Origin of the sequence: Xanthomonas graminis pv. graminis (assembly GCF_030168915.1) — a bacterium.
Taxonomy (GTDB): Bacteria; Pseudomonadota; Gammaproteobacteria; order Xanthomonadales; family Xanthomonadaceae; genus Xanthomonas_A; species Xanthomonas_A translucens.
Genome location: NZ_CP076255.1, coordinates 315,020 through 340,716, shown reverse-complemented (window position 1 = coordinate 340,716; position 25,697 = coordinate 315,020). Strand labels below are relative to the sequence as shown.

At 69.4% G+C, this 25,697-nt stretch carries 21 protein-coding genes, 1 pseudogene and 1 riboswitch; of the genes and pseudogenes, 3 read left to right on the top strand and 19 right to left on the bottom strand.

Annotated features, from left to right (window positions below):
* Window positions 1-2: 2 nt before the first annotated feature.
* Together KHF85_RS01410 and glnA are read right to left on the bottom strand one after the other, a co-directional pair.
* Window positions 3-341, bottom strand: coding sequence for a P-II family nitrogen regulator (locus KHF85_RS01410; protein WP_003470522.1), 339 nt, complete (start codon window positions 339-341; stop codon window positions 3-5).
* Between the two features lie 329 nt (window positions 342-670).
* Window positions 671-2,080, bottom strand: a complete 1,410-nt coding sequence (gene glnA, locus KHF85_RS01405; protein ID WP_003480122.1) for a type I glutamate--ammonia ligase — start codon at window positions 2,078-2,080, stop codon at window positions 671-673.
* A 224-nt stretch (window positions 2,081-2,304) separates the two neighbouring features.
* On the opposite strand from glnA, the gene KHF85_RS01400 reads away from it, so the two are divergent.
* A complete protein-coding gene (locus tag KHF85_RS01400) occupies window positions 2,305-3,096 on the top strand; it encodes an undecaprenyl-diphosphate phosphatase (RefSeq protein WP_284568228.1) in 792 nt (263 codons plus the stop codon).
* Between the two features lie 155 nt (window positions 3,097-3,251).
* Here KHF85_RS01400 and KHF85_RS01395 read toward each other — a convergent pair whose 3' ends face one another.
* The 17 genes from KHF85_RS01395 to dusA form a co-directional block, all read right to left on the bottom strand.
* On the bottom strand, window positions 3,252-4,208 hold the full coding sequence (locus tag KHF85_RS01395; protein ID WP_284566649.1) for an IS1595 family transposase: 957 nt from the start codon (window positions 4,206-4,208) through the stop codon (window positions 3,252-3,254).
* Window positions 4,209-4,301: 93 nt separating this feature from the next.
* Window positions 4,302-4,913 carry a YbhB/YbcL family Raf kinase inhibitor-like protein gene (locus tag KHF85_RS01390; RefSeq protein ID WP_284568227.1) on the bottom strand — a complete coding sequence of 204 codons (612 nt, stop codon included), beginning with the start codon at window positions 4,911-4,913 and terminating at the stop codon, window positions 4,302-4,304.
* Window positions 4,914-4,934: 21 nt separating this feature from the next.
* Window positions 4,935-7,007, bottom strand: coding sequence for a tetratricopeptide repeat protein (locus KHF85_RS01385; protein WP_284568226.1), 2,073 nt, complete (start codon window positions 7,005-7,007; stop codon window positions 4,935-4,937).
* A 231-nt stretch (window positions 7,008-7,238) separates the two neighbouring features.
* Window positions 7,239-8,228 (bottom strand): YheT family hydrolase, encoded by a 990-nt coding sequence (locus tag KHF85_RS01380; protein ID WP_284569453.1) that lies wholly within the window; start codon window positions 8,226-8,228, stop codon window positions 7,239-7,241.
* Between the two features lie 71 nt (window positions 8,229-8,299).
* Window positions 8,300-9,094 (bottom strand): lysophospholipid acyltransferase family protein, encoded by a 795-nt coding sequence (locus KHF85_RS01375; RefSeq protein WP_284568225.1) that lies wholly within the window; start codon window positions 9,092-9,094, stop codon window positions 8,300-8,302.
* 76 nt (window positions 9,095-9,170) lie between these two features.
* A complete protein-coding gene (locus KHF85_RS01370) occupies window positions 9,171-9,590 on the bottom strand; it encodes a hotdog fold thioesterase (RefSeq protein ID WP_284568224.1) in 420 nt (139 codons plus the stop codon).
* Between the two features lie 295 nt (window positions 9,591-9,885).
* Window positions 9,886-11,883 carry a phospholipase D family protein gene (locus KHF85_RS01365; protein WP_284568223.1) on the bottom strand — a complete coding sequence of 666 codons (1,998 nt, stop codon included), beginning with the start codon at window positions 11,881-11,883 and terminating at the stop codon, window positions 9,886-9,888.
* A complete protein-coding gene (locus KHF85_RS01360) occupies window positions 11,880-12,428 on the bottom strand; it encodes a YceI family protein (protein WP_231104168.1) in 549 nt (182 codons plus the stop codon). The genes KHF85_RS01365 and KHF85_RS01360 overlap by 4 nt, the downstream gene beginning before the upstream one ends.
* Window positions 12,429-12,484: 56 nt before the next feature.
* Window positions 12,485-12,961 (bottom strand): SixA phosphatase family protein, encoded by a 477-nt coding sequence (locus tag KHF85_RS01355; RefSeq protein WP_284569452.1) that lies wholly within the window; start codon window positions 12,959-12,961, stop codon window positions 12,485-12,487.
* Window positions 12,962-12,976: 15 nt separating this feature from the next.
* Entirely contained in the window at window positions 12,977-13,609 is a 633-nt protein-coding gene (locus KHF85_RS01350; RefSeq protein ID WP_284568222.1) for a ParA family protein, read from the bottom strand.
* Window positions 13,610-13,925: 316 nt separating this feature from the next.
* Entirely contained in the window at window positions 13,926-14,840 is a 915-nt protein-coding gene (locus KHF85_RS01345; protein WP_284568221.1) for an AEC family transporter, read from the bottom strand.
* Window positions 14,841-15,428: 588 nt separating this feature from the next.
* Window positions 15,429-16,619, bottom strand: a complete 1,191-nt coding sequence (locus KHF85_RS01340; RefSeq protein WP_284568220.1) for a DUF1501 domain-containing protein — start codon at window positions 16,617-16,619, stop codon at window positions 15,429-15,431.
* A gap of 63 nt (window positions 16,620-16,682) precedes the next feature.
* Window positions 16,683-18,263, bottom strand: a complete 1,581-nt coding sequence (locus KHF85_RS01335; protein ID WP_284568219.1) for a DUF1800 domain-containing protein — start codon at window positions 18,261-18,263, stop codon at window positions 16,683-16,685.
* 136 nt (window positions 18,264-18,399) lie between these two features.
* The gene (locus KHF85_RS01330) at window positions 18,400-19,770 is read right to left on the bottom strand and encodes an ATP-binding protein (RefSeq protein ID WP_175402490.1); all 1,371 of its coding nucleotides are present in this window, start codon (window positions 19,768-19,770) and stop codon (window positions 18,400-18,402) included.
* Between the two features lie 85 nt (window positions 19,771-19,855).
* Window positions 19,856-20,539, bottom strand: coding sequence for a response regulator transcription factor (locus KHF85_RS01325; RefSeq protein ID WP_003469280.1), 684 nt, complete (start codon window positions 20,537-20,539; stop codon window positions 19,856-19,858).
* Between the two features lie 73 nt (window positions 20,540-20,612).
* Window positions 20,613-20,936 (bottom strand): hypothetical protein, encoded by a 324-nt coding sequence (locus KHF85_RS01320; protein ID WP_409975995.1) that lies wholly within the window; start codon window positions 20,934-20,936, stop codon window positions 20,613-20,615.
* A gap of 434 nt (window positions 20,937-21,370) precedes the next feature.
* The gene (gene dusA, locus KHF85_RS01315) at window positions 21,371-22,390 is read right to left on the bottom strand and encodes a tRNA dihydrouridine(20/20a) synthase DusA (protein ID WP_284568218.1); all 1,020 of its coding nucleotides are present in this window, start codon (window positions 22,388-22,390) and stop codon (window positions 21,371-21,373) included.
* 145 nt (window positions 22,391-22,535) lie between these two features.
* Window positions 22,536-22,789, top strand: a riboswitch (cobalamin riboswitch).
* Window positions 22,790-23,002: 213 nt separating this feature from the next.
* Between dusA and metE the strand changes: the two genes are divergently transcribed.
* Entirely contained in the window at window positions 23,003-25,294 is a 2,292-nt protein-coding gene (gene metE / locus KHF85_RS01310; RefSeq protein WP_284568217.1) for a 5-methyltetrahydropteroyltriglutamate--homocysteine S-methyltransferase, read from the top strand.
* A 185-nt stretch (window positions 25,295-25,479) separates the two neighbouring features.
* Window positions 25,480-25,671 (top strand): annotated as a pseudogene (locus KHF85_RS01305) (conditioned medium factor domain protein); the annotation flags it as partial.
* Window positions 25,672-25,697 lie beyond the last annotated feature (26 nt).

The window sequence follows — 25,697 nt, the reverse complement described above, 5'->3', positions numbered from 1 at the left end:
GGTTAGAGCGCATCTGCGCCGATCTCGCCGGTGCGGATCCGGATGACCTGTTCGATCGCGGTGACGAAGATCTTGCCGTCGCCGATCTTGCCGGTCCCGGCCGCGGTCTGGATCGCCTCGACCACGGCGTCCAGACGCTCGTCGGTCACCACGGTCTCGATCTTGATCTTGGGCAGGAAGTCGACGACGTACTCGGCGCCGCGATACAGCTCGGTGTGGCCTTTCTGCCGGCCGAAGCCCTTGACCTCGGTGACGGTGATGCCGGACACGCCTGCCTGCGACAAGGCCTCGCGGACCTCGTCGAGCTTGAATGGCCGGATGATGGCGGTGATCAGTTTCATGCGCATACCCCGTTGGTGGAAGGAGCCGGCCGCCGAACGCCGGCCGGCGGTTTGCATGTCATCGGCGCCGCGAACGGCGCCGTCCTGCTGCGCGGTGCGTCCCGCGGATCACGCCGTGGCGCGGCGCACGCGAAGTGCGACGGCAACGGCGACGTGGGAGGGAGCGTGGCCCACGGCACGCAAGCGCTGTCTTTCGTGGTGCATCCCCTGGAAACACCGCTGGTGCCACTGCGTTCGGGCGCGGACCACCGGCGCGGCTCCCCAGCCGAGTAGGTGGCGGCGATGACGAAGGAGGGAGGGGGAACCTTCGCCATCGCCGCGCGTGAAACTCAGTTGGCGTAGTACAGCTGGTATTCCAGCGGGTGCGTGGCGGCGCGGAACTTGGTCACTTCCTGCATCTTCAGCGCGATGTAGCCGTCGATGAAGTCGTCGCTGAACACGCCGCCGGCCTTGAGGAACTCGCGGTCGGCGTCGAGCGCTTCCAGCGCCTGGTCGAGGCTGGAGCACACCTGTGGGATCTTCTTCTCTTCTTCCGGCGGCAGGTCGTACAGATCCTTGTCGCTGGGCGCGCCTGGGTCGATCTGGTTCTTGATGCCGTCCAGGCCGGCCATCATCAGCGCGGCGAAGGTCAGGTAGCCGGACTGCAGCGGATCCGGGAAACGGATCTCGATGCGGCGCGCCTTCGGGTTGGAGACCCACGGAATGCGGCACGAGGCCGAGCGGTTGCGCGCCGAGTAGGCCAGCATGACCGGCGCCTCGAAGCCCGGGACCAGGCGCTTGTAGCTGTTGGTGCCGGAGTTGGTGAAGGCGTTGATCGCCTTGGCGTGCTTGAAGATGCCGCCGATGTACCACAGCGCCATCTGCGACAGGCCGCCGTAGCCGTCGCCGGAGAACAGGTTGGTGCCGCCCTTGGCCAGCGACTGGTGCACGTGCATGCCCGAGCCGTTGTCGCCGACGATCGGCTTGGGCATGAAGGTCGCGGTCTTGCCGTTGCGGTAGGCGACGTTCTTGATGATGTACTTCATCATCATCAGCTCGTCGGCCTTCTTCACCAGGGAGTTGAACTTGGTGCCGATCTCGCACTGGCCGGCAGTGGCCACTTCGTGGTGGTGCACCTCGACCTCGATGCCGACCTGCTCCAGGGTCTTGCACATTTCCGCGCGCAGGTCCTGCAGCGAGTCGGTCGGCGGCACCGGGAAATAGCCGCCCTTGACCGCCGGACGGTAGCCGCTGTTGCCGCCTTCGATCTTGCTGCCGCTGCTCCAGGCCGCTTCTTCCGAATCGATCTTGAAGAAGGTGTGGCCCATCTCGTTGCCGAAGCGCACGCCGTCGAAGATGAAGAATTCCGGCTCCGGGCCGAAGAACGCCTGATCGGCGATGCCGCTGGACTTCAGGTAGGCCTCGGCGCGCTTGGCCACGCCGCGCGGGTCGCGGTCGTAGCTCTGCATGGTGGCCGGGTCGAGGATGTCGCAGGTCAGGACCAGGGTCGGATCGGCCATGAACGGGTCGATGAACGCGGTGTCGGCGTCTGGCAGCAGGACCATGTCCGACTCGTTGATGCCCTTCCAGCCCGAGATCGAGCTGCCGTCGAACATCTTGCCCTCTTCGAACAGCGCCGGCTCGATGATGCTGACGGGGAAGGTCACGTGCTGCTGCACGCCGCGCATGTCGACGAACCGCAGATCGACGAACTCGACCTTGTTGTCCTTGACCAGCTTCTCAATATTTTCCGCAGACATCGATGAAACCTCGGGTTGGTGAATGACTTGGTCCCAGTGACAGCAATCACCGTGCCAACTGTGACTGATTCACAAGTCCTTGATTTTGGTAAAGGAAGCACGCCAACGGGGCGGACTGCATGCACCAAAGTGGTTCGATGGCAATTAAATGCACCAAAATGGTGCTCAAAGCAATGTTCTATCCTTGCCCGGCTTTTTCCTCCCCCACGAGCCGAACCCTCCCCATGAGCGACATGTTCTCCGCCCTGCTGCTGGGCATCCTCGAAGGCCTGACCGAATTCCTGCCGGTTTCCAGCACCGGCCACCTGCTGATCGCCGAGCAATGGCTCGGCCGCCGTTCGGACTTCTTCAACATCGTGATCCAGGCCGGCGCGATCCTGGCCACCACCCTGGTGTTCCGGCAGCGGCTGTGGACGCTGGCCACGGGGCTGGGCGACCGCGCCAACCGCGACTACGTGCTCAAGCTGGGCACCGCATTCCTGGTCACCGCGGTGGTCGGCCTGGTGGTGCGCAAGGCCGGCTGGCAGCTGCCGGAGTCGGTGCAGCCGGTGGCCTGGGCGCTGGTGATCGGCGGCGTGTGGATGCTGGTGGCCGAGCATTTCGCCGCGCGCATGCCCGAGCGCGAGCGGGTGACGTGGAAGGTGGCCATCGCGGTGGGCCTGGCGCAGGTGGTGGCCGGCGTCTTCCCCGGCACCTCGCGCTCGGCGGCGACGATCTTCCTGGCGATGCTGCTGGGCCTGAGCAAGCGCTCGGCCGCGGCCGACTTCGCGTTCCTGGTCGGCATCCCGACCATGTTCGCGGCCAGCGGCTATTCGTTCCTGGAGCTGTACAAGAACGGCGCGGTGGGCAGCGAGGACTGGGGCGACGTGGCCATCGCCTTCGCCGCCGCGGTGGTGACCGGTTTCATCGTGGTGAAGTGGCTGCTGGGCTACATCAAGTCGCACCGCTTCACTGCGTTCGCGGTGTACCGCATCGTGCTGGGTGCGGCGCTGTTGCTGTGGCTGCCGGCGGCCTGAGGGCCGTTCCCTTCTCTCATCGGGACCATGGCCCCCTTTTCGGGGGAAGGTGTCCCGCGGGGGCGGATGAGGGTACGGGCGCAGCTTCGTGCACCCAAACTCCGCGAGACGCTGCGCGCCGGACCCTCACCCCAACCCCTACTCCGACGGCCTGATTAGCGCTGTGTCTCAGCTGTCGTACGCAGTTGCTGCTCTGTGAGCCTTCCCGCGCCGGCCAGGGCACTGGCCAGGCGCGGCACCATGGCGGCCAGGTTGAAGCGGCGATTGAAGCGGTAGGCATGCGCATGCAGGTAGCGCGCGCCGTATTTGGGGAAGTCCACCGCATGGTGGGTGCCGCTAAGCGCCGTTTTGAGATTGCCCAGGATCGTATTGACCCAACGCAGACGAGGCTGCTGGACGCCTTTGCGGCCGCTTCCGGTCACGATGGCATCGTGGGTCAGGCCTGCCCAGCCCACACCGGTGAACGCTGTCAGCCCATCACTGACGACATGGGTGCCCGGTGCCAGTGCCTGCTGAGCCCACGTGTGCACGACGCTTCTTCGGAAGCTGGAGACCACATCCAGGCGGAGATAGCGCGGGCGCCCTTGATGCAGGGAAACCGCTGCAATAAACGGCACTTTATTGCGCCACTGCGGTTGGCCTGGACCACCGGCGCGTTCGCCGCCCAGATAGGCATCATCGATCTGGACCTCTCCGTCGAGCCGGCGTGACTGCTCACGATCGGCCATCGCCGACATCACTTTGTGCTTGATCCGCCATGCAGTGCGATAGCACACGCCCAGTTGCCGAGCCAGTTCCAGCGCAGCAATTCCGTTCTTGGCTTGGCTCACCAGATAGATGGCCAGCCACCACACCCGCAAGGGAAGCTTGGTGTCTGCCATGGGCGTGCCGGCGGTCAAGCTGGTCTGTACCCGGCAGCGCGCGCACTGCCACAGGTGCTGGCGTCCCCGCTCAAAGCCACTGGCATGCGTGTGTCCGCACTGCGGACACACGAAGCCATTGGGCCACCTGGCCTGAACCAAGGCCTCGACACATTGCGCCTCGGAGCCGTAGCGGCTCAGAAAAGCCGGAATCGAAAGCCCCTTTTGGAACTGGATCCGATTGAGCGTCATCGCCGTATCTCACTGAAGAACCTGCATTTCTAAACCAAGGCAGCATCACCAGCTGAGACACAGCGCTAATCAGGCTCCGACGGGAGAGGGGCTTTAGGCGAGCTTGGGATTCAGGCTGTACGTGCCATGGAGGCTGGCCTCGGCCAGCACATGGCCTTGCATCGCGCGCAGCGCGTCGGCGGCGGTGAAGCGCGCCGGCAGCGCCAGCGTGGCCACGTCCAGCGCGAACAGGCGGAAGAAGTAGCGGTGCACGCGCAGGTCGTTGGCCGGCGGGTACGGGCCGTCGTAGCCGTAGTAGTCGCCGCCCATCTGCGCATCGCCGGCGAACCAGTCGGTATAGCTGTTCAAGCCCTGCCGCGCGCCTGGCAGGCCGGGCGGTTGCCGCTTGCCCTTGGCCACGACCCCGTCGCTGGCGCTGCCCTCGGCGATCTCGCGCAGGTCGGCCGGAAGATCAACGGCAGCCCAATGCACGAAATTGGTGCGTGGCTGCTCGACCGGGATCTGCACGTCGTCGCGGCCGACCATCGCGGCCACGGTCGGGACGTCCGGATCGAGGCACAGCAGCGCGAAGGCCGCGGTGCCGGCCGGCACGTCGTCCCAGGCCAGGTGCGGATTGCGGTTGGCGGCGAAGCCGTGTGCCTGGCCCATCGCGTAGGTCGCGGCGATCGGCTGGCCGGGCTGGATGCTGTCACTGCGAAGACGCATGCGAAAACTCCGGTGGGGGAATCAGGTTTCGGTGTAGCCGAGGCGCACGGCCACCGGCGTGAGCAGCGCGAACGCGGCCGCCAGCGGCGCGGCATAGGCGCGCCAGTGGCCGGACGGCAGGCGCGGCGGGCCGATCGTGGGCACGCTCGGGAACGGGACGCCGAAGGCCTGCTGCAGCGCCGCGGCCACGCCGGCCGGATCGGCCTCGATGCCGTCCAGGCGCAGCAGCCGGTGCGGATACAGGTCCTGTTCGTGCAAGTCGGCGACCTGGGTCAGCACCGCCGCCAGCCAGTGCGCGCCGGCCTCCGCGGTGGCCAGGCCGAGCGGCGCCGGGGCGCCGTTGGCCAGCCAGTCCAGCAGCATGTCGCGCGGGTCGCGCAGCGCGATCAGCAGCCGCCCTTCCGGCAGCTGCGGGCGCAGCGCGCGCAGCAGTGCGTTGTCCCACCACAGCAACCAGTCGACGATGTTGCCGTCGTCGATGCCGCGCGCCGGCAGCTGCGCGCGCCACTCGGCGATCAGCGCCGCGCCGTCGCGTTCGCCGCTGTCCAGTTCGGTGACGCTGCGGTAGCGCTGGAAGCCGTCGGTGGGCGGCTGCGCGCCGAAGCGGTCGCTGCGCAGCACCTGGCTGGCCGCGTCCATCAACGCGACCACCCGCTCCACGCCGCTGCCCGGCGCGCCCCACACGAACAACGGCCGCGCCCGCACCTGCGGATCGATCTCGGCCAGCGCCGGCCATTGCGCCGGGGCCTGGCCCAGCGGCGGCAGCGGCAGGCGCTGCGGCAGCTGTTCCTGGTGGAACGCCAGCCAGGTCGCCAGCGCCTCGGCCGGGCGCCCGGCGCGGTCCTGCACCGCCGCCAGCCACGGCCGCAACACGCTCTGCTCGGTCTCGGGCATGCGCTGCATCAGGCCACGCACGTGGGCGATGGCCGCGTCGTGCTCGCCGCGTTCCAGCAGCGCTTCGACCAGGCGTTCCTCGCCGCTGATGCGGCCCGGCTCCAGCGCCACGATGCGCTGCGCCACGGCTTCGCCTTGATCGCGCTCGCCGGCCATGTCGTGCACCCGCAGCTGCGCTTCCAGCGCCGGCACGTGGCCCGGCATCGCCGCCTGCCAGCGTGCGATCAGCGCGCGCGCCTCGGCGCCGCCGACCGGCTCCAGCGCCAGCCGCGCCAGCCACAGGTCGTGCGCATCGGTGGTGGTGGCCAGCGCCGCTTCCAGGGTGGCGCGGGCATCTTCGACCGCGCCCAGCCGCTGCCAGGCGATCAGCGCCGCATGCAGGGTGCGGCGATCGGCGGGGGCGGCGCCCAGCGCGCGCCGCAGGTGCTCCAGCGCATCGGCCGGGCGCCCGGCCTGCAAGGCGTATTCGCCCGCCAGCCGGCGCATGCCGGCGGTGTCGCTGCGCGGATCGGCCAGCACCGCGTCCAGCGCCGCGATGGCGTCGTCGAGGCGACCCTGGCGGTGCGCCAGCTGCGCGACCAGCGCCATCAGCGCGCTGCTGCCGGGCGTCAGCGTGGCGACGCGGCGGAACGCGGTTTCGGCGAAGGCCAGGTGCTGCTTGTCCAGGTAGGCGAAACCGAGCGCGTACAGCAAGCGCGGATCGTCGGGCAGCGCCTTGCTGGCGCGCGATAGTAGCGCCAGCGCGCGATCGGCATCGCCGCGGCGCAGCGCCAGCATGCCGTCCAGGCACAGCAGTTGCGGATGGTCCGGATCCAGGCGCGCGGCGGTGCGGCTGAGCCGCTCCACTTCGTCCAGGTCGCCGCGGCCCAGCGCCAGGTGCGCGCGCATCACGTAGGCCAGGAACTGGTTGGGATCCAGCGCGGCGGTGCGTGCCAGCGCGTCTTCGGCCTGGGCGATGTCGTTGCCGCTGAGCAGCAGGCCGGCGCGCAGCAGGTGCAGGCTGGCGTCTTCCGGCGCCAGCGCGATGGCCTGGTCGATGCTGTGCAGCGCGGCAGCGGTGTTGTCGTTCTGCTGCTGCGCCAACGCAAGCCAGCGGTGCGCCTGCGCGTCGGCGGCGGCATCGGCCACCCAGGCCTGGGCGATGCGCAGCGCGTCGGCGTCGGCCTGGCGGCGCAGGGCGTCGAGAATTTGCTCTTGCATGAGGGTCCGGCTCGCGGCAAACCGGCATTGTAGCGGGCGCGCCCGGACGGCCTGCGCTGGAACGCGCCAGGCCTGTCACCCGTTCGCGAGGGTGTGGCAGACCGGCTGCGTGGCGCAGCGCCCCGCTGGCGGTCAGGTCGAGCTGCGCGGTACCGACTGGGGGTCTGCCAGGCCCAATCGGCAGGGCCACGCCCGGCGCGGCCTGCGCTGGCACCCGCGACAGGCCCTGGCTCAGGCGGGCAGACCGTGGGTCAGGCGCTCGGCCACCCAGCGCTCGGCGAACCCGTCGCCGCGCGCATTCTCGATGAAGCCGCAGTGCCCGCCCCAGCGCGCGATTTCCAGCCGCGCCAGGGGCGGCAGGCGCAGGTTGCGGAAATCGTCCAGCGGGATCACCGGGTCGTCCTCGGCCATCAGGATGTCGGCCGGCACGCTCAGGGTGCGCAGGCGCTCGCCGGCGATCGAATAGCTTTCGAAGTACGCGTCCAGGCTGGCGAAACCGGCGTGGCGCTGCGCCAGCCAGCCCATCAGCTTGCGCATGTCCAGCGCCAGCGTGGCGTCGTCGTAACCGTGCCGCTCGGGGAACAGTTCGCGCTTGCGTAGCAGCGACTCGCGCCACCTGCGGCGGAAATACCAGTCGTAGAACTGCGGGCCGTTCTCGATCCGCTGCATGGTCGTGGCCGGATCCAGCAGCGGACACACCGCGGCCACGTGCTGCAGCGGCAGGCCAGCGGCCGGCGCGCGCAGTGCCAAGCGCAAGGCGAAGTTGCCGCCCAGCGAATAGCCGGCGGCCAGCAGCGTCGGCGCCGGGAAGCGCCGCCACAGGTCGCCGGCGGCGTTGACCACTTCGTCCAGGCGCTCGGAGTGGAACAGGTCCACGTTGAGGTGGTGGGTGCCGCCGTGGTCGCGGAAGTTGAGCCGGAACACCTGGTAGCCGCGCGCCAGCAGCTGCGCCGCGGTCAGGCGCATGTAGCCGGAGTCGGCACTGCCTTCCCAGCCGTGCAGCAGCAACACGGTGCCGCGCGGCTCGGTACCGGCCGGCGCGCTGAGCCAGCCCTGCAGGCGCACGCCGTCGCCGCCATCGAGGATGTGCGAGGTGGTGGTCGCGCCGCTGGCGGCGAGCAGCTGTTCGCCGCGGCGCACGCGCAGGGCGCTGGAGCCCAGCACCGATTGCAGGTGCGGGTTGCGCAGCCAACGCGGGGGGAGGTAGTCGGCGGCATTCATCATCGGCAGCGAGCTTGCCCCGGGCGAGTGGAGCAATGGATCAAATCGCGCGGGCCGCAGTGTTCCATGGTTCAGCGTTGCGCCATTGCCGCGACGATGCGTGCGCGCGCGATCTCGGCGATGCGCCGGCGGCCTTCCACGTCCTGCAGCCGGATCGGCTCCAGGAAGTGCACCTCGGCCACCGTGCCCGGCTCGCCGAGCAGGCGCAGGAAATTGGTGAAGAAGCTCTCGTGAGGGCCGAACGCGATCGCCGTCTGCGCCGAGCCGCCGGCGCCGTAACGCACCGCCACCGGCTGCACCGCCACCTCGGCCTCCACCGCGGCCTGGAAAATGCGCGCGTGGAACGGGCCGACATCGTGGCCGCCGCGGGTGCGTCCTTCCGGGAACACGCCGACCGAGCGCCCCGAGCGCAGCCGTTCCAGCATCGCCTGCAGCACCCCGCCCAGCGATTCGGTGTTGCCGCGCTGGTGGAAGATGGTCTGCCCGCGCGTGGCCAGCCAGCCGACCACTGGCCAGCCGGCGATCTCGCGCTTGGCGACGAAGCCCATCATGCGCTGGCTGTGCAGCATCACGATGTCGATCCAGCTGACGTGGTTGGCCACGAACAGCACCGGATTGGGCAGCGGCGTGCCGACCCGGCGCACGCGCAGGCCGAAGATGCGCAGCAGCCAGGTCGACCACCAGCACACCACACGGTCGCCGAACGATTCGACGCCGGCGCGGCCGGGCGACAGCGCCATGCACGCCAGCAGGAACGGCAACGACAGTAACACGTGCAGCGCAAGCAGCGGAAGGCGGTAGCCGTAACGGACCCAGCGCAGCGCCCCACCGTGGTGGTGCGGGGCGGTTGAGGAGAACTCGCTCATTCTGGTCAGGGTACCGGAAGCCGGGAGGGAAGCACCCTATTGTGTCAGCATGAAGACGGTTGCGACTGAGCGCACGCTAATTGCCTGCGATCACCGCCAGGGTCAGCCGCGAGACGCAGACCGGCTTGCCGGCCGCGTCCTCGATGCGGATCTCCCAGACCTGGCTGGTGCGGCCGAGGTGCAGCGGCCGCGCGGTGCCGGTCACCGTGCCGGTGCGAGCCGAACGCAGGTGGTTGGCGTTGATCTCCATGCCCACGCAGAGCTGGCCTGCTTCCACGCACAGGTTGCCGGCGCCGCTGCCCAGGGTTTCGGCCAGCACCATCGAGGCGCCGCCGTGCAGCAGCCCGTACGGCTGCCGCGTGCGCGCATCGACCGGCATCGTCGCGCGCAGCCAGTCCGGCCCGGCTTCGGTGAAGACGATGCCCAGGTGCGCGATCAGGGTGTCGCGGGCGGCGTCGTTGAGGGCAGCGAGATCGACGGGTTCGCGGAAGGTCATCGCGCAGGGTCCGTGGACGAGGAGGGCGCCAGCCTAACGTCAAACGGTACCGCGGGCGATGCGGTGCGCCACGCACGCCTGCGCCCGTCGGCAATCGCTCCGCCACCAGAGTCCTGGAACGCCAGCTTCAGGCAGCCTGGCCCGCAGCCGGGCATCGGCGATCGGAAGCGATGCATCAAGCCCTTGCGCCCTTGCGCCTTTGCGGCCCGGCCCCGGCCCCGGCTCCGGCTCCGGCTCCGGCTCCGGCCCACGCGATTTTCCGAGTCCCCGATCCCGAGTCCCAAGTCCCGGCCTCTCAAAGAATCGGCACCAGGCCCGAGCCGAACGCCGTCAGCATCCGCACCAGCAGCCACTTCGGGCCGACGTTGACCTCGGGGAAGTCGCCGACCGCGCTGTAGCAGCGGTGGAAGCCGGGATCGCGCCGGGTCAGCGGCGCCGGGCATTCGGGGCCGGGCTGGAATGCGTAGTTGGTGGCGTAGCGCCATGGCCAGAAATCCAGCACCGGCAGCGCCTCGGAGGCCTTGCCCATGCTGTAGTTCAGGCCCGACAGCAGCGGCGGCTTGACCCGCGCCGCCACCGTCCACGAATTCTCCGGCTCGATGTCGCGGCCGATGCTGGCGGCCAGCGCCTGGGCGAAGGCCGGGTCGTCGATGATCACCGCGCCCTCGGTGTTGTAGGTCTCGCTGCGCGGATCGAAGTTGTGGGTGCCGATCACGCCGACGCGCCGGTCCACCACCAGCGACTTGGCGTGCAGGCCCATGCGCGCGCCGTCGCGGGTCACCGGCAGCGGCCGGTTGGCGACGCGGCGGCTCAACAACGAGGGCCGGGTCTCGGTGCGCAGCACGCGCCGATCGACCTGGCTACCGTCGGCGCGACGGCTGCTGCCGGAGGGTCCGCCGCTGCCGAGCACCGAGCTGCGGCCGCTGCGCGCATTGCTGCCGGCGGCACTGCCGCCGATCAGCGGATTGCGGCCGCCGGCCTCCCCGGCGTCCGGCAGCTGCAGCGGCGCAGGCAGCAGGTTGGCGTAGTCCACCGGCGCGTCCAGCGGGAACGGCTTGTACTCGTAGATGTCGAAGCCCAGCTCGCGCAGGTTGCGGCGCTTGTACTTGTACGACAGCGCATACACCACCGGGTTGTCGGTGCTGGCCAGGCTGTTAGTGGCCACGATCACCTGCGGCGGCTGCGCGCGCTTGCGCAGGTCGCGGAAGATCGCCTGCGCCGGATCCGACAGCACCAGGTACGGCGTCTGCAGGATGATCTCCTGCTGCGCCTCGGCGATCAGCTTGTCCAGCCTGGGTGCGGTCGAGATCGCCTTGGGGCCGTGCTCGCGGCGATGCTTCTGCGGTAGGTCGGCGACGTAGTCCACGTGCCTGACCGGCAGCGCCGGCAGCACGAAGGCGTCCTCGACGAAGGCGGGATCGGCGGCCTCCTCGCTCACCCGCTGCACCCGCTGCGGGTGCAGCAACTGGGCGGGCGGCAGCTGCGGCACGCCGTCGCGCAACAGCAACTTGCCGACGTCGTTGAGCCGCGCCACCGGCACGCTGCGCCGCGCCGCCCAGTAGGCGTCGAAGCTGGCGGCCATGGTGCGCGCCACCGGCCCGGCCACCAGCACGTCGCGGTCGCGGAAGTTGTACTCGCTGTCCCAGTCGTAATAGTCGTCCTGGTAGTTGCGCCCGCCGACCACGCCGATCGCGTCGTCCACCACCAGCAGCTTGTTGTGCATGCGCTGGTTGAAGTGGCGGAAACAGCACAGCACGCTGGCGGCGTAGTGCAGGTAGTTGGGCTTGGCCAGGCCGAAGGTGGGGTTGTAGATGCGCAGCGAGAAGTTCTGGTGCGCGCCGGCCAGCGCGCCGAGGATCTGTAGGTCGGAGATCGCCGACAGCTGGTCGATCAGCACCCGCACCTGCACGCCGCGGCGCGCCGCGGCCAGCAGCTCGTCCATCACCAGCCGCGCGCTGTCGTCCTTGTCGAAGATGTAGGTCTGCAGGTCGATGCTGCGGCTGGCGCTGCGGATCAGGTTGATCCGCGCCACCAGCGCTTCCTCGCCGTGGTCCAGGATAGTGGCGTAGTGGCGCGGCGCGGCGCCGCTGGCGGACTCGGCGAAGGCCTTGCCGGCCAGCGCGCGCAGCGGCGAGGCCAGCGCGCAGTGATCGCGTTGTGTGCAGTCGACGCGGCCGTCGCGCGCGGCCTCGGCGATCGCCACCGCACGGCCGTGCTCGGCCTGCGACAGGCTCGCGCAACCGCTGCCGAGCAGCAGCGCCGTCAGCATCAGGACCCGCAGCAGCAATGTCACGGAGCGTCCGCTGCCGTCAGCCGTGCGCGCAGCACGAAGGTGACCCGATCGCTCAAGGCCAGATCCCACTTATCCATCCCATAACGTCCACGCAGAACCGTACCGCGGCTGATCACGTCGCAATCATAGCCTGGGCGGCTGCACGCCGCCGGCATCAGGGTCAGCGTCTCGGTATGGCCGACCCCGCGGATGCTCAGCGTGCCGACCAGCGCACCGCCCGTGGTCAGCAGCGCCGGGGAGAACGGCTGCGAATCGAAAGAGACGGTCGGAAAGCGTTCGGCGTCGAAGAAATCCTCGCCGCGCATCCAGCCGGAGTAGCGCGGCTTGCCGGGAATCTGCACGTAGGCGGTGAACAGGCGCAGGCGCACCTGGTGGCGGCCGTCAGGCAGCATCTCCACGGTGCCTTCGAAGCGCGGGAAGAAGCCCTCGATGCGCTGCCCGAAGCGGGTGCGGATCTCGAAACCGAAGCGCGACTGGGCCGGATCGAGGGCGTGTTCCCCCAGCGCCAGCGGCGGCGCCTGCGCGTTGCTCCAGCCCGGCAGCAGGCATAGCGACAGCAGCGCGGTGCACAGCGCCGGGCGCAGGTGCCGGCGCGGTGCGTTCAGGGCCACCAGAATGCGGTCAGTTGCGCCACGCCGGGTTCGATCGCCGCGTCCTGCGGCACCGTCAGCACCACCACGCTGGCGGTGGGCATGCCGCGGTAGTCGCCGGACTGGCCGCTGTGCATCAGCGCCGCCAGCTGCTCCAGGCCGGGGTTGTGGCCGACCAGCAGCAGCCGCTCGACGTCGCGGTGATCGTCCAGCAGCGCGGCCAGGGTGCCGGAGGTGGCCTCGTAGGCCCGCGGCTCCAGGCGCTGCTCGACATAGCCGGTCAGCTCCAGCACCGCTTCCAGGGTTTCGCGCGCGCGCCGCGCCGGCGAGCACAGCACCCGGTCGGGCACCAGCCGTTGCTCCACCAGCCAGCGCCCGGCGGCTTCGGCCTCGGCCAGGCCGTGCGGCGACAGCGGCCGGTCGACATCGGCCTGGCCGGTATCGGCCGGTTCGGCATGGGCATGGCGCAGCAGGATTACTTCACGCAGGACGATGGTCATCGGTCAGGCCTTCTTGAGCCACTTGAGCAAGGGTTCCCAGTCCTGCTGGTGATCGCGCACCTGGGCAGAACGGTAGTCGAACAGGCTGCGGCCGAGGCCGACCAGCACCACATAGGCCTGGCTGTCGCGCAGTTGCGCCAGCACCGGATACGGCCAGCCGCCGAGCATCTCCAACGCCTGCTGCGCGGCGTGGGTCCACGGCTTGCTGCGGTTGATCACCAACCCCACCGGCAACTTGCGCTGATGCACCCGCGGCACCTTGGCCAGGGTGTTGAGGAAGCCGACGGTGGCCTCGATGTCCAGCGCCGACGGCATCACCGGCACCACCACCGCATCGGCCTCGTCCAGGAACTGGGACAGATCCTCGGCCATGGCGCCGGCGGCGCCGTCGATGATCACCCGCTGGGTGTCGTCCGGCAGCGCCGCGCGCCAGTTGCGTTTGCGGCTGGCGTCGATCGGCAGCACCGCGCTGTCCAGGCCGGCGCGGCGCTCGGCCCAGCGGGTCGAGGAGCCCTGCGGATCGGCATCGGCCAGCACCGTACGCTTGCCGGCCAGCGCGTAGTACGCGGCCAGGTGCGTGGCAATCGTGGTCTTGCCCACGCCGCCCTTGGAGCCGGCCACCAGGATCGTCTTCATGCGCGCCTCGCTTCCGGAAGAAGAGGCCGCAGCGTACACCGGCCCCACGTTGGCCGGTAGTCAACGCGTGGCGGGCGGGCCAGCGCGTTGCTATCGTGGCGGCCCCACGGCAACGGATCGCCCATGAGCGAGCTGCTGCAGGAACTGCGCGGCACGCGGCCGCTGTCGGTGATGATGGCCGAACAGGTGCAGGCGCCGCGCGAGTGGGCGCGCGCGCGTGCGGTGCCGGCGGATTGAGGAGCCGCGTTTTTGCAGGAGGGATTCAATCCCGACCTGGCATTGCCGGTAACGCCCCGGCCGCGGTTGCACCCCTTGCTTACGGAAGCGCCCCCAGCAGCCACGCCCAGGCCGGCAAGGTGACCAGCGACAGCAGGATGCCGTAGCCGACCAGCGCCGCCGCCAGCCGCGGCGCCAGCCGGTGCGAGATCGCCAGCGCGGCGGCGGTGATCATCGTCGGCATCGCCGATTCGAGCACGTTGGCCTGCAGCAGCTGCCCGCGCAGGCCCAGCGCCCACGACAGCGGCCAGGCCAGCGCCGGCAACAGCAGCAGCTTCAACAGCAGGCCGGCGGCGAGCGGCTTCAGTTCCTCGCGCGGCAGCCGCAGCTGGATCGAGAAGCCCACCGCCAGCATCACCAGCGGCAACATCGCGTCGGCCAGGTGCTGCAGGCCCGAGGCGATCCATGCCGGAGGCTGCTTGGGCATCAGCGTCAGCGCGAACGCCAGCGCCCACAGCGGCGGGAACCGGGCCATGCGCAGCAGCGTCTGCCGCGGCGTTGGCGGCGTCTCGCCGCTGTAGCGGGCCAGCACATACAGACCGAAGCTGGACAGCAGCACGAAGGTACCGAACTGGTCGTAGACCACCGCATACGGCAGCGCCGCCTCGCCGAGCAGCGCGCGCGCCATCGGATAGCCGATGAAGCTGGAATTGCCCAACGCCACGCACAGCAGCAGGACCGCGTACTGGTCGCGGTGCAGGCGCAGCGGCCGGCGCAACGCCAGCGCCGCGAGCACGGTGACGCCGGTCAGCAGCCACGGCGTCAGCATCAGCCCGAGCAGGGCCAGGTCCAGCTGCAGGCGCGGCACGTAGAGCAGCACCGAGGCCGGCAGGCACAGGTACAGCACCACGCGGTTGAGCACATCGGTGGTGTTGGGCGGCAGCGCGCGCAGGCGCGCGAACAGCATGCCGAGCGCCAACATGGCCAGGATCAGGGCGAACGCGTCGAAAGCCATAGGCACACCGGGAATCTGGCGGGTACGCCGGCATCATCGCATGCGCGTGCCGGCAGGCCGGTCGATCACATGCACCGCGGCGCGCGGCGCAGCGGCACTTACGCATGCAGCGTTCCCGCGTCGGGGCTGAAGCCCCTCCCACAGTGCACCCTGCCGGCTCGCTGCAAACCATTGATTGTGAGAGCGACTTCAGTCGCCACGCGCGGCGCCGTCCGGTTGCCGGGCTTCAGAAACCATCGTGACGGGTGGACCACGAAAATGCCGGGGATCGCAGCGGCTTGGGCAACCTGTCGCGGCTGAAGCCGCTCCTACAGTGCACACGGCGAGTCGGCAGCAAGCTTCCTGTAGGAGCGGCTTCAGCCGCGACGAACGAAGCCATCCAACTATCCGGCCTCGGAAACAGTCGGGACTGAAGTCCCTCCCGCAGTACACCCCGCCAGCTCGCTGCAAGCCATTAATTGTGGCAGCAGCTTCAGTCGCGACGAACGGAGCGGTAGACCTCGCTGCATCGAACGGCATCGACGCCGAGGCCCCCCACCCTGCACCCAGCCCGCGCACCGTTGTTCGTGCAAGGCCATACCGCGCCTCTCACACCAGTTGCAGATCCCGCACATGCGCCTGCGGGAACACTTGCTGCAATTGCGCCGGCGACAGGCCCCACATGCGGCTCAGCAGGCCGGCGAACAGGTCGCGGTAGTTGGTCAGCACCGGATAGTCGCGATCCTGGAACAGCGTGTCCTTGCTCACCGCGACCTGCTCGCCGGCGATGCGGCCGCCGTTGACCGCGCCGCCCATCACCCAGTACGTGGTGCCGTGGCCGTGGTCGGTGCCCTTGTCGCCGTTCTCGCGGAAGGTGCGGCCGAACTCGGACAGCACCACCACCACGGTGTTGCGCCATTCCGGTCCCAGCGCCTCGGCATAGGCGGCCAGGCCCTCGGACAGGTTGCCCAGATTGGTCGCCAGCGGGCCGTCGGTGCTGCCCTGGTTGACGTGCGTGTCCCAGCCGCCGACATCGACGAAGCCGAGCCGGTAGCGCTCGCGCATCAGCGTGGCGATGCGCCGGGTCTCCTCGGCGAAGGTGCGCGCGCTGGCGGCGCCGCGGTTGGCCTGCTGCATTTCGTCCTGCAGCGCCTGCGACACCTGCTGGCGTAGCGCCAGGCCTTCGTGCGCAGCGCTGGCCAGGCTCGTGCCCTGGTACATCTGCGCCAGGATCCCGGCCTGGCGCTGGTCGAAGGCCGGCGTGGGATTGCGCTTGAGCGACAGGTTGGGAATGTCGCCGCCGCCCTGGAAGCTCAGCGGCAGCGAATCGGTGAACGCGATCGCCGGAGTGCCGGTGGCCACCTGCGACAGCCGCGCCAGAAACCCGGAGCGGTAGTCGCTGCGCTGTCCGGCCGGCTGCCCGGCCTCGATGCTGTCCTGGGTTTCGAAGTGGCTGCGCGACAGGTCGTCGGTGCCGGCGAACGGCACGAACGCCAGCTGCTTGTCATTCCACATCGGCTGCAAGGTGTCGCGCAGCCGCGGGTTCAGGCCCCACTGCGCGTCCAGCGCGATGACGCTGTTGGGATTGGCCGGATCCGGCCGCGCGATCGCCAGGGTCGGCCGCGAGGCGTAGTAGAAATCGCTGGCGTAGGGAATCAGCAGGTTGCTGCTGTCGTAGCCGCCGCGCAGGAACACCACCAGCAGCCGCGGCGAGGGCGCCGGCGCGGCGAACAGGCGCCCGGCGAACGGCAGACTCGCCGCGGCGGTGGCGGAGGCGAACAGGAAGTGGCGACGGTGCATGGCAGGGACCTCCGTGATCGCTGGACGCAGCGCCGATCGCCGCGCCCAACGCTATGGGCCGGATCAGCGGTAATTGAAGTCGGGCGACGCCAGCAGGAACGCATTCCACTCCTGCTGCGAGCGCGCCTGCGCCAGCGCCTTGCGGGTGGCATCGCCGAGCTGCGGTGCGATCGCCTGGTAGTACAGCGGCGTGGTCAGTAGCGGGAAACCGCCGCCCTGCTGGCCGTCGCTGGTGAACAACTGGGTGTTGCCGCCGCCGATCGCGCGCGCGATCTCGAAGCGCTGCGCCATCTGCCCGGAACTGTTCCAGGCGCTGGACTGCAGCGGCCAGCCGTCGGGGGTGATCCGGCCATAGCTCGGCTCGCCCATCTGGCTCAGCCAGCCCAGCAGCGGCTGCGGATTGACGATGGTCTGCCCGTCGTAGGCCAGGCGCAGCGACGACACCAGGAAGCGGTACGGATCCTTGAACTTGTGCGGCGCCCCGGCGGCCATTTCCGGCGCGGTGAACAGCACCTGCAGCACGGCGGCGATGTCGCCATCGCTGTGCTGGAAGGTGCGCGCCATCTTCTCCACCAGCGCCGGCGGCGGATCGTCGGCGACGAAGTATTCGGCCAGGCGCCGCGACACGAAATGCGCGCACGCCGGCTGGCGCACGATCAGCTGCACCGCACGCTCGACTTCGTCGAAACCGCCGCCGGCGATGCGCTGGCCGAGCAGGGTCTTATCGCCGGGCTGGTGCCGCGCCGGATTGAATTCGAACGCGCCGCGGCGCAGGTATTGCGCCTGCTGCGGCGGCGGCAGCTTCGGCGGCGCATCGCGGTTGGGCGGGGCGATGCCGACGCCGGTGAGGATCAGCGCCAGTTGCTGCACGTCGTGCTGGCTGTAGCCGCTATCCACGCCCAGCGTGTGCAGTTCCATCAGTTCGCGCGCGTAGTTCTCGTTGACCTTGCCCTTGGCGTTCTGCGCGTTGTCCAGATACTCGAGCATGGCCGGACTCTGCAGCTTCGCCATCACCAAATCGGAGAACTTGCCCAGCGCGTGCGGGCGGATCGCGTTGTCTGTGTAGTCGGCGACGGTCCAGCGCAGGCGGCCCTTGTCGGCGAACACGCTGAAGTGGTTGAGCCAGAACCACGCCATCTGCTCGCGCAACTGGTCGCGCGAATACACCGCGCGCAGCAGCTGCGCCTGCCGCGCCTGCGCCAGCAGCGCATCGGCGCGCTGTTGCAGCGCCTTCTTCGCCGCAACCTTGGCATCGCCGTCGGGCATCGCCTTGATGTACTGCTGGCGCGTATCCAGTTGCTTGAGCAGTTCCTGCACCGGTATATGCAGCGCCTCGTAACCATCGAGCTGCGCGCGCACCGGCGCAGGCAGGGCCGCGTCGCCGCTGGAGGCCTGCAACTGATCGCGCAGGAAACGCGTGCGCCCATCGTGCTGTAGCTGCGACACGCTGGCGCTGTCCAGGCCGGTGGTCATCGATTGCAGCCAGCGCGCATCGTCGCGCTCGAGCACCTTCTGGCTGCCGGCGATGGCGGCCACGGTGAACAACACCAGCAGCAGCGACAGCAGCAGCCGCTGCGCCGTGCGCAACGCACGCCGTCCGTGCACGCGCAGACGCACTACAGGACGATGCCGGGGCTCGGGCATGCGGCGCTCCTTGGACGGAAAAACCGGGTTTGACGAACCATGCAGTATCCGCGCCTGTCTACGCCAGGGGTTAAGCGAATGTCGGAAGCCCAGCCGGCGTTTGCGCGGGATTCACCTGAAGCGCACGAACCGGCTGCTACAGGCCCGGCGGCATGGTCACCAGGAAGCGCGCGCCGCCCAGTTCCTCGGAGCGGCTGACCTGCAGCTCGCCGCGATAGCCCTTGACCAGATCCTGCACGATCGCCAGGCCGATGCCATGACCATGCACGCGTTCGTCGCCGCGCACGCCGCGCTGCAGGATGTGCGCGACCTCGTCCGGCGCGATGCCGGGGCCGTCGTCTTCCACCGACATCACCAGGCCGGCGCGGCGGCTACCGGCGGCCGGGGCCGGACGCACGCTCAACAGCACCCGCCGCCGCGCCCACTTGAAGGCGTTCTCGAGCAGGTTGCCGAGCAGTTCCTGCAAATCGCCGGGTTCGCCGTGGAAACGCGCGCTCGGCTCGATGTCGAACTCGCACAGCACGCCCTTGGCCGCATACACCTTCTCCAGCCCGCGCACGATCTCCTCGGCGTTGGGTTCGATCGGCAGCGGCGCGGAGAACAGCTTGTGGCCGCTGGACGCGGCGCGGCTGAGCTGGTAGGTCACCAGGTTGTTCATGCGCCGCAGCTGCGCGTCCAGTTCCTCGCGCAACTCCGGGCCGTCGTTGCCGCTGTCCAGCTGGGTGCGCAGTACCGCCAACGGCGTCTTCAGGCTGTGCGCCAGGTCGGCCAGGGTGTTGCGCTGGCGGTCCAGGTTCTCGCGCTCGCTTTCGATGAAGGCGTTGATGCTGTCGGTCAGCGGCTCCAGCTCGCGCGGATGGCGATCGCCCATGCGCACCGCTTCGCCACGCTGCACCTTGGTCAGTTCGTTGATCACCCGCCGCAGCGGGCGCAGGCTCCATTGCAGGATGAAGGCCTGCAGCAGCAGCAGGATCAGCCCGGCGCCGCCGAGGTTGAACCACACCCGGCCGCGGAACACCCGCAGCTGCGCGCCCAGCGCGCGGGTGTCTTCCATGATGTAGATGGTGACCGGGGTTTCCTTGTCGCGGCGCACATAGGCCAGGCCGATGCCGTAGCGATAGACCTCGCCTTCGCTACCGTCGATCTGGGTCATCGGCCAGGGACCGTCGAAGGTTTCCTGGCGCGGTTCGAGCATGTCGCCCTTGGGCGGCAGCGGGCCCTCGCTGGACATCGAGATCCAGCCCTCGTTGGGCAGCACGATCTGCGCGTACAGACCGCTGCCCGGCCGGTCGAAATGCGGGTCCGGCGGCGGCTTGTCGTTGTTGATGTACAGCGAGCCGTCGCGCGCCACGTCGACGTTGTTGGCGTAGGCGGTGGCGTAGCTCTTCAGGCGCTCGCGCATGTTGCTCAGCGCGGTGTCGGCGAAGGCCTGGTCCAGCGCATAGCCGGCCGCGGCCAGGAACGCCACCAGGCTGAGGCTGGCGGCCAACAGCTGGCGCGCCTGCAACGAACGCGGACGCCAGCGCTTGTACCACTTGGGCCGTGCCACCACGCCGTCGCGTCCTTCGCGTGCTTGTCGCAGGCGCGTGGGATCAGCCTTCGGTGCGCGGGATGGCGAAGCGGTAACCGCGGCCGCGCACGGTCTCGATCGGCTTCAGCTCGCCGTCGGGATCCAGCTTCTTGCGCAGGCGGCCGATGAACACTTCCAGCACGTTGGAATCGCGATCGAAATCCTGCTGGTAGATGTGCTCGGTGAGGTCGGCCTTGGAGACCAGTTCGCCGGCATGCATCATCAGGTACTCGAGCACCTTGTACTCGTAGCTGGTCAGATCCACGTTGCTGCCGCTGACGCTGACCGTCTGCGCGGCCAGATCCAGCGCCACCGGCCCGCATTCCAGGGTCGGCTTGCTCCAGCCCGCGGCGCGGCGCAGCAGCGCGTTGACCCGCGCCAGCAATTCCTCGACGTGGAACGGCTTGACCAGATAGTCGTCGGCGCCCTGCTTCAGGCCCTCGACCTTGTCCTGCCAGCTGGAACGCGCGGTGAGGATCAGCACCGGGAACTTCTTGCCTTCGTCGCGAAGCGCCTTGATCAGCTCCATGCCCGACATCTTCGGCAGGCCGAGATCGATGATGCCCACGTCGAACGGCACTTCGCGGCCCATGTACAGGCCTTCCTCGCCGTCCTGCGCCGCATCCACCGCAAACCCCTCGCGCTTCAGGCGAGCGGCCAGGGTTTCCCGCAGCGGGGCTTCGTCTTCGACCAGAAGGATACGCATGAACTCTCCCTAGTGACTTACAGATGGCCGGCGGCCGGGGCAGTGTGTGACAAGCTGAACCAGACTATCCAGGTCAGGGGTTATCGTCGCGTGGTGGTTCCTGCGCGTCGCTGGGGCGCGGCACGCGCGGCGGCGCCGTACGGCCAGGCTGCGGATCGTCCATGTAGCGCACGCGGCCGCGGCCATCCATGTACTTGACGCGGTTGATGTCGCGCCCGTCGAACGGTACGCGCTCGGCGCCGAGGATTTGTCCGCCGGTGGACCGCTGCACCCGGCGCACCGCGTCGGACAGCGAACTGCCGTTGTAGTCGCGCGGCCGGGCCGCCTCGCCGGGCGGCACCATGGGCGGCACGCCCGGCGGACCCGGCTGCTGCGCCCAACCGTCGGCCACGGCCATGAGCGCGAATGCGATCACGGCGGCGGTGCGGTAGCGGCGGAGAGTGGGCGAGGTCACGAGCGGGCATCCTAACGGACTGATCGGAAACGTTCAAAATTTGTGAAACTGAGCCCTGCCAGCAGCCGAGGTTTCGCAAAATCGTGCCAAATTCTTGATTTTTCGGGGTGAATCCGATCTGAACTTTTCCCGCAGCGGCCGGCGGCGTTCAGTGAAATGAACTTCCGCTTCCAGCCCCGCGAGCTGTCCCTGCCGGCGCCCGGCCCCGCCTCGGCAAGGCTCTGCCGCCTCTGCCGCGGCGGTGCAGACTGCCGCGACAAGCTGAACAAAGTAACTGAACGGGCGTCCGAAAGGGAAGCACGGCATTCGTCTGGACAGCTTGCGTTGTGCAGCGGCGCACGCCTGGCGTGCGCGCACCGCCACGCGTGCCCATCTCGCTACGCCGCGACGCGGGGCGTCCCCTCGGTCACAAGCAACGCCTGTTCCAACAGCGCCCAGTCCGCGCCCGGCCGGTGTGCGCCCTCGCTGAGCACCTGGCGGAACGCGCGGCCGCCCGGCTGGCCGTGGAACAGGCCGAGCAGGTGGCGGGCGATGTGCTTGAGGGCGACGCCGTCGGCCAGGCGCGCCTCGACATAGGGCCGCAGCGCGCGCAGCAGCTCGGCGCGCGGCCGCGGCGTGGCGCCGGTTAGGGCCGCGTCCAGCCGGTGCAGCACATAGGGATCGTGATAGGCGGCGCGGCCCAGCATCACGCCATCCACCGCGTCCAGCTGCGCGCGTGCTGTATCCACGTCGGCCAGCCCGCCGTTGAGAACGATCTGCAACTGCGGCCGCTCGCGCTTGAGCCGGTAGGCCCAGTCGTAGCGCAGCGGCGGCACCTCGCGGTTCTCCTTCGGCGACAGGCCCTGCAGCCACGCGTTGCGCGCATGCACCACGAACAGTCCGCAGCCGGCCGCGGCGACCTGATCGACGAAAGCGAGGAAGACCTCGTAGTCGTCGTCCTGGTCAACGCCCAGCCGGCACTTCACCGTGACCGGGATGTCCACCGCCTGCGCCATCACCGCCACGCAGTCGGCGACCAGCGCCGGCTCGCGCATCAGGCAGGCGCCGAAGCGCCCGGCCTGGACCCGGTCGGACGGGCAGCCGCAATTGAGATTGATCTCGTCGTAGCCCCACGCCTGGCCGATCCGCGCCGCCTGCGCCAGCAGCGCCGGATCGCTGCCGCCGAGCTGCAGCGCCAGCGGATGCTCGACCGCATCGAAGCCCAGCAAGCGCGCGCGATCGCCCAGCACCACCGCATTGGCGTGCACCATCTCGGTATACAGCCGCGCAGACGGCGCCAGCAGCCGGTGGAACACGCGGCAATGGCGGTCGGTCCAGTCCATCATCGGCGCGACGGACAGGCGCAGGGAGGCGGCATAGCGCGCATGCAGGTTGGAAGGCGGGAGCGGAAGCGTCATCGGGCGCGGCGGTGCTGCGCTGTCGCCTGCTGGCGGAAGCGTCAGATCATTAGGCTTTGGGATCAATAGCTTACACGTTCGTCCTGAATGCTGCCGGTGAACGTCCGCGAATTCACTTGGCGCTTGACCCGCCGCCGCATCCAGCCTATCGTGCGCTCGCCGAAGGTATCCATCGCTTCATTCGGATGAAGGGATGGATTTAAACGGGAATCCGGTGAAGGCCGGCGCCGCAAGCGCCTGCCCATTCCGGAGCTGCCCCGCAGCGGTGAATGGAAACGACCTCCGTCAATGGCACTGGGCCGGCGCATGCCGGCCTGGGAAGCGGCGGACAGTAGGCGCGCAGCCGGCACGGTGCGCTCGTCCATCAGCCCGAATACCGGCCCCGGCCGGAGGACCTGTGCGTCCTCCGATTCGACCTGGCACCTCCGCGGGGAGGCGGCCGGAAGCCGTGCCGTGGCCTTGCGCCGCGCCGCGCTCTTCCGCCTGCCCGCGTGGCGCCGGTTCGCCCGCGGGGGCGAAGGTCGCTGGCGTGGCGGGCGTCCCGTGCGAACGGGCGGACGGCGCGCGGTTCCTTCGTTCCTCAATGCCTATGACCGCAATGAGGAAACGCAAATGACGATCGTGACCAACCTGGGCTTCCCGCGCATCGGTGCGCGGCGCGAGCTCAAACGTGCGCTGGAAAGCTACTGGCGCCGCGAAACCGATGAGGCAAGCCTGCACGACACGGCGCGGCAGCTGCGCCAGCGGCACTGGCAACTGCAGGTCGAGGCCGGGGTGGAGCTGCCGCCCAGCAACGACTTCAGTCTGTACGACGCGATGCTCGACACCGCGTTCCTGGTCGACGCGATCCCGCAGCGCTACCGCGCACTGGCCGATGCCGATCCGCTGGCCGGCTACTTCGCGATGGCGCGCGGCACGCAGGAAGGCGGACTGGACCTGCACGCGCTGGAAATGACCAAGTGGTTCGACACCAATTACCACTACCTGGTGCCGGAACTGGCGCGGCGCCAGCACTTCCGCCTGCGCGGCGACAAGCCGCTGGCCGAATTCCTGGAAGCCAAGGCGCTGGGCATCACCACGCGGCCGGTGCTGATCGGGCCGGTGACCTTCCTGCTGCTGTCCAAGACCGTGGACGGCAGCGATCGCTGGGCGCTGCTGGACAGCCTGCTGCCGGTCTACGCCGAACTGCTGCAGCAACTCGACGCGGCCGGCGCCAACTGGGTCCAGATCGACGAGCCGGCGCTGGTGCTGGACCTGGACGAGGCCGCGCGCGAGGCCTATCGCCGCGCCTATGCGTTCCTGGCCCAGGCGCCGCGGCCGAAGCTGCTGCTGACCACGTACTTCGGCGAGCTGGGCGACAACCTGGAACTGGCCGCGGCGCTGCCGGTGGACGGCCTGCACGTGGACCTGGTGCGCGGCGTGGCGCAGCTGGACGCGGTGCTGCAGGCGTTGCCGGCCGGGCGCGTGCTGTCGGCGGGGCTGGTCAACGGCCGCAACGTGTGGCGCACGCCGCTGGAGAATGCGCTGACCCTGGCGCGCTACGCGGCCGGGCATGTCGGCCGCGAGCGTCTGTGGATGGCGCCGTCGTGCTCGCTGCTGCACGTGCCGGTGGACCTGGAACAGGAAAAGGCGCTGGACCGCGAACTGCACGCCTGGCTGGCCTTCGCCAAACAGAAACTGCAGGAGTTGCGCACCCTGGCCGACGCGCTGCAGGAATTGCCGCATGCGCAGGCCGAGTTGGACCAGGCGCGCGAGGCGTTGGCCACGCGGCGTACCTCGGCGCGCGTGCATCGCCCCGAGGTCGCACGCCGGGTGGCGGCGCTGAGCGAGGACGCCGGACGCCGGCAATCGCCATATCCGCAGCGGCGCGACGCGCAACAGGCGGCGCTGCGGCTGCCGGCCTACCCGACCACCACCATCGGCTCGTTCCCGCAGACCGCGCAGGTGCGGCAGGCGCGCGCGCAACACAAGGCCGGCAAGCTCGGCGATGCCGAGTACGACGCGTTCCTGGCCGCCGAAACCGAGCGCTGCGTGCGCGCGCAGGAGCAGATCGGGCTGGACGTGCTGGTGCACGGCGAGTTCGAGCGCAACGACATGGTCGAATACTTCGGCGAGCAGCTCGACGGTTTCGCCTTCACCAAGCATGGCTGGGTGCAGAGCTACGGCTCGCGCTGCGTGAAGCCGCCGATCATCTACGGCGACGTGCAGCGGCCGGCGCCGATGACGCTGCGCTGGACCCAGTACGCGCAGTCGCTGACCGACAAGCCGATGAAGGGCATGCTGACCGGGCCGGTGACGGTGCTGCAGTGGTCGTTCGTGCGCGACGACCAGGAACGCGCGCAGACCTGCCGGCAGATCGCGCTGGCGCTGCGCGACGAGGTGCGCGACCTGGAAGCGGCCGGCATCGGCGTGATCCAGATCGACGAGCCGGCGATCCGCGAGGGCCTGCCGCTGCGCCGCGCCGACTGGCAGGCGTACCTGGACTGGGCGGTGCAATGCTTCCGCATCGCCGCGGCCGGGGTGCGCGACGCCACCCAGATCCATACCCACATGTGCTACTCGGAGTTCAACGACATCATCGAGGCGGTGGCGGCGATGGACGCGGACGTGATCTCGATCGAGACCTCGCGCTCGCGGATGGAACTGCTCGATGCGTTCGTGCGCTTCCGCTATCCCAATGCGATCGGCCCGGGCGTGTACGACATCCACTCGCCGCGCGTGCCCAGCACGCAGGAGATGGTGCAGTTGCTGGACAAGGCGCGCGCAGTGCTGGATCCGCAGCAACTGTGGGTCAATCCGGATTGCGGGTTGAAGACCCGCGGCTGGCCGGAAACGCGCAACGCGCTGGAAGCGATGGTGGCCGCGGCGCGGCAGCTGCGCGCGCAGCAGGCACAGGCGGCGTAAGTCGGCGATGAGCCGACGATGCCCGGCGTGCTGCACGCCGGGCATCGCAACAGCCGCGTGCACGGCATGTCCGTGCGCGGACATCGCCGCGCAGCGCCTGGTTCATGCGCCGACGCTGGAAACAGACTGCCCTGCTCCACTGCACTGCGCGCGGCGGCGGCGGCGATATTGCTCGGGCGGGGGACTGCAACGCGGCCTGGGACCTGGTGCTGGACGACCCGGAGGACGGCGCGGTCGAACAGGTCAACGCGCAGCTACCGGGTGGGGTCAACCGCGGCCACACCACCGGCCCATGCCACACCGCCGGGATGCGCGATCCGGCGCACTCCCTGGACGCCAGCCGCAACGCGACGATCAACGCCAACGCGGCGCGCTGAGCGACCGGGATGACCCGCCGTTCGGC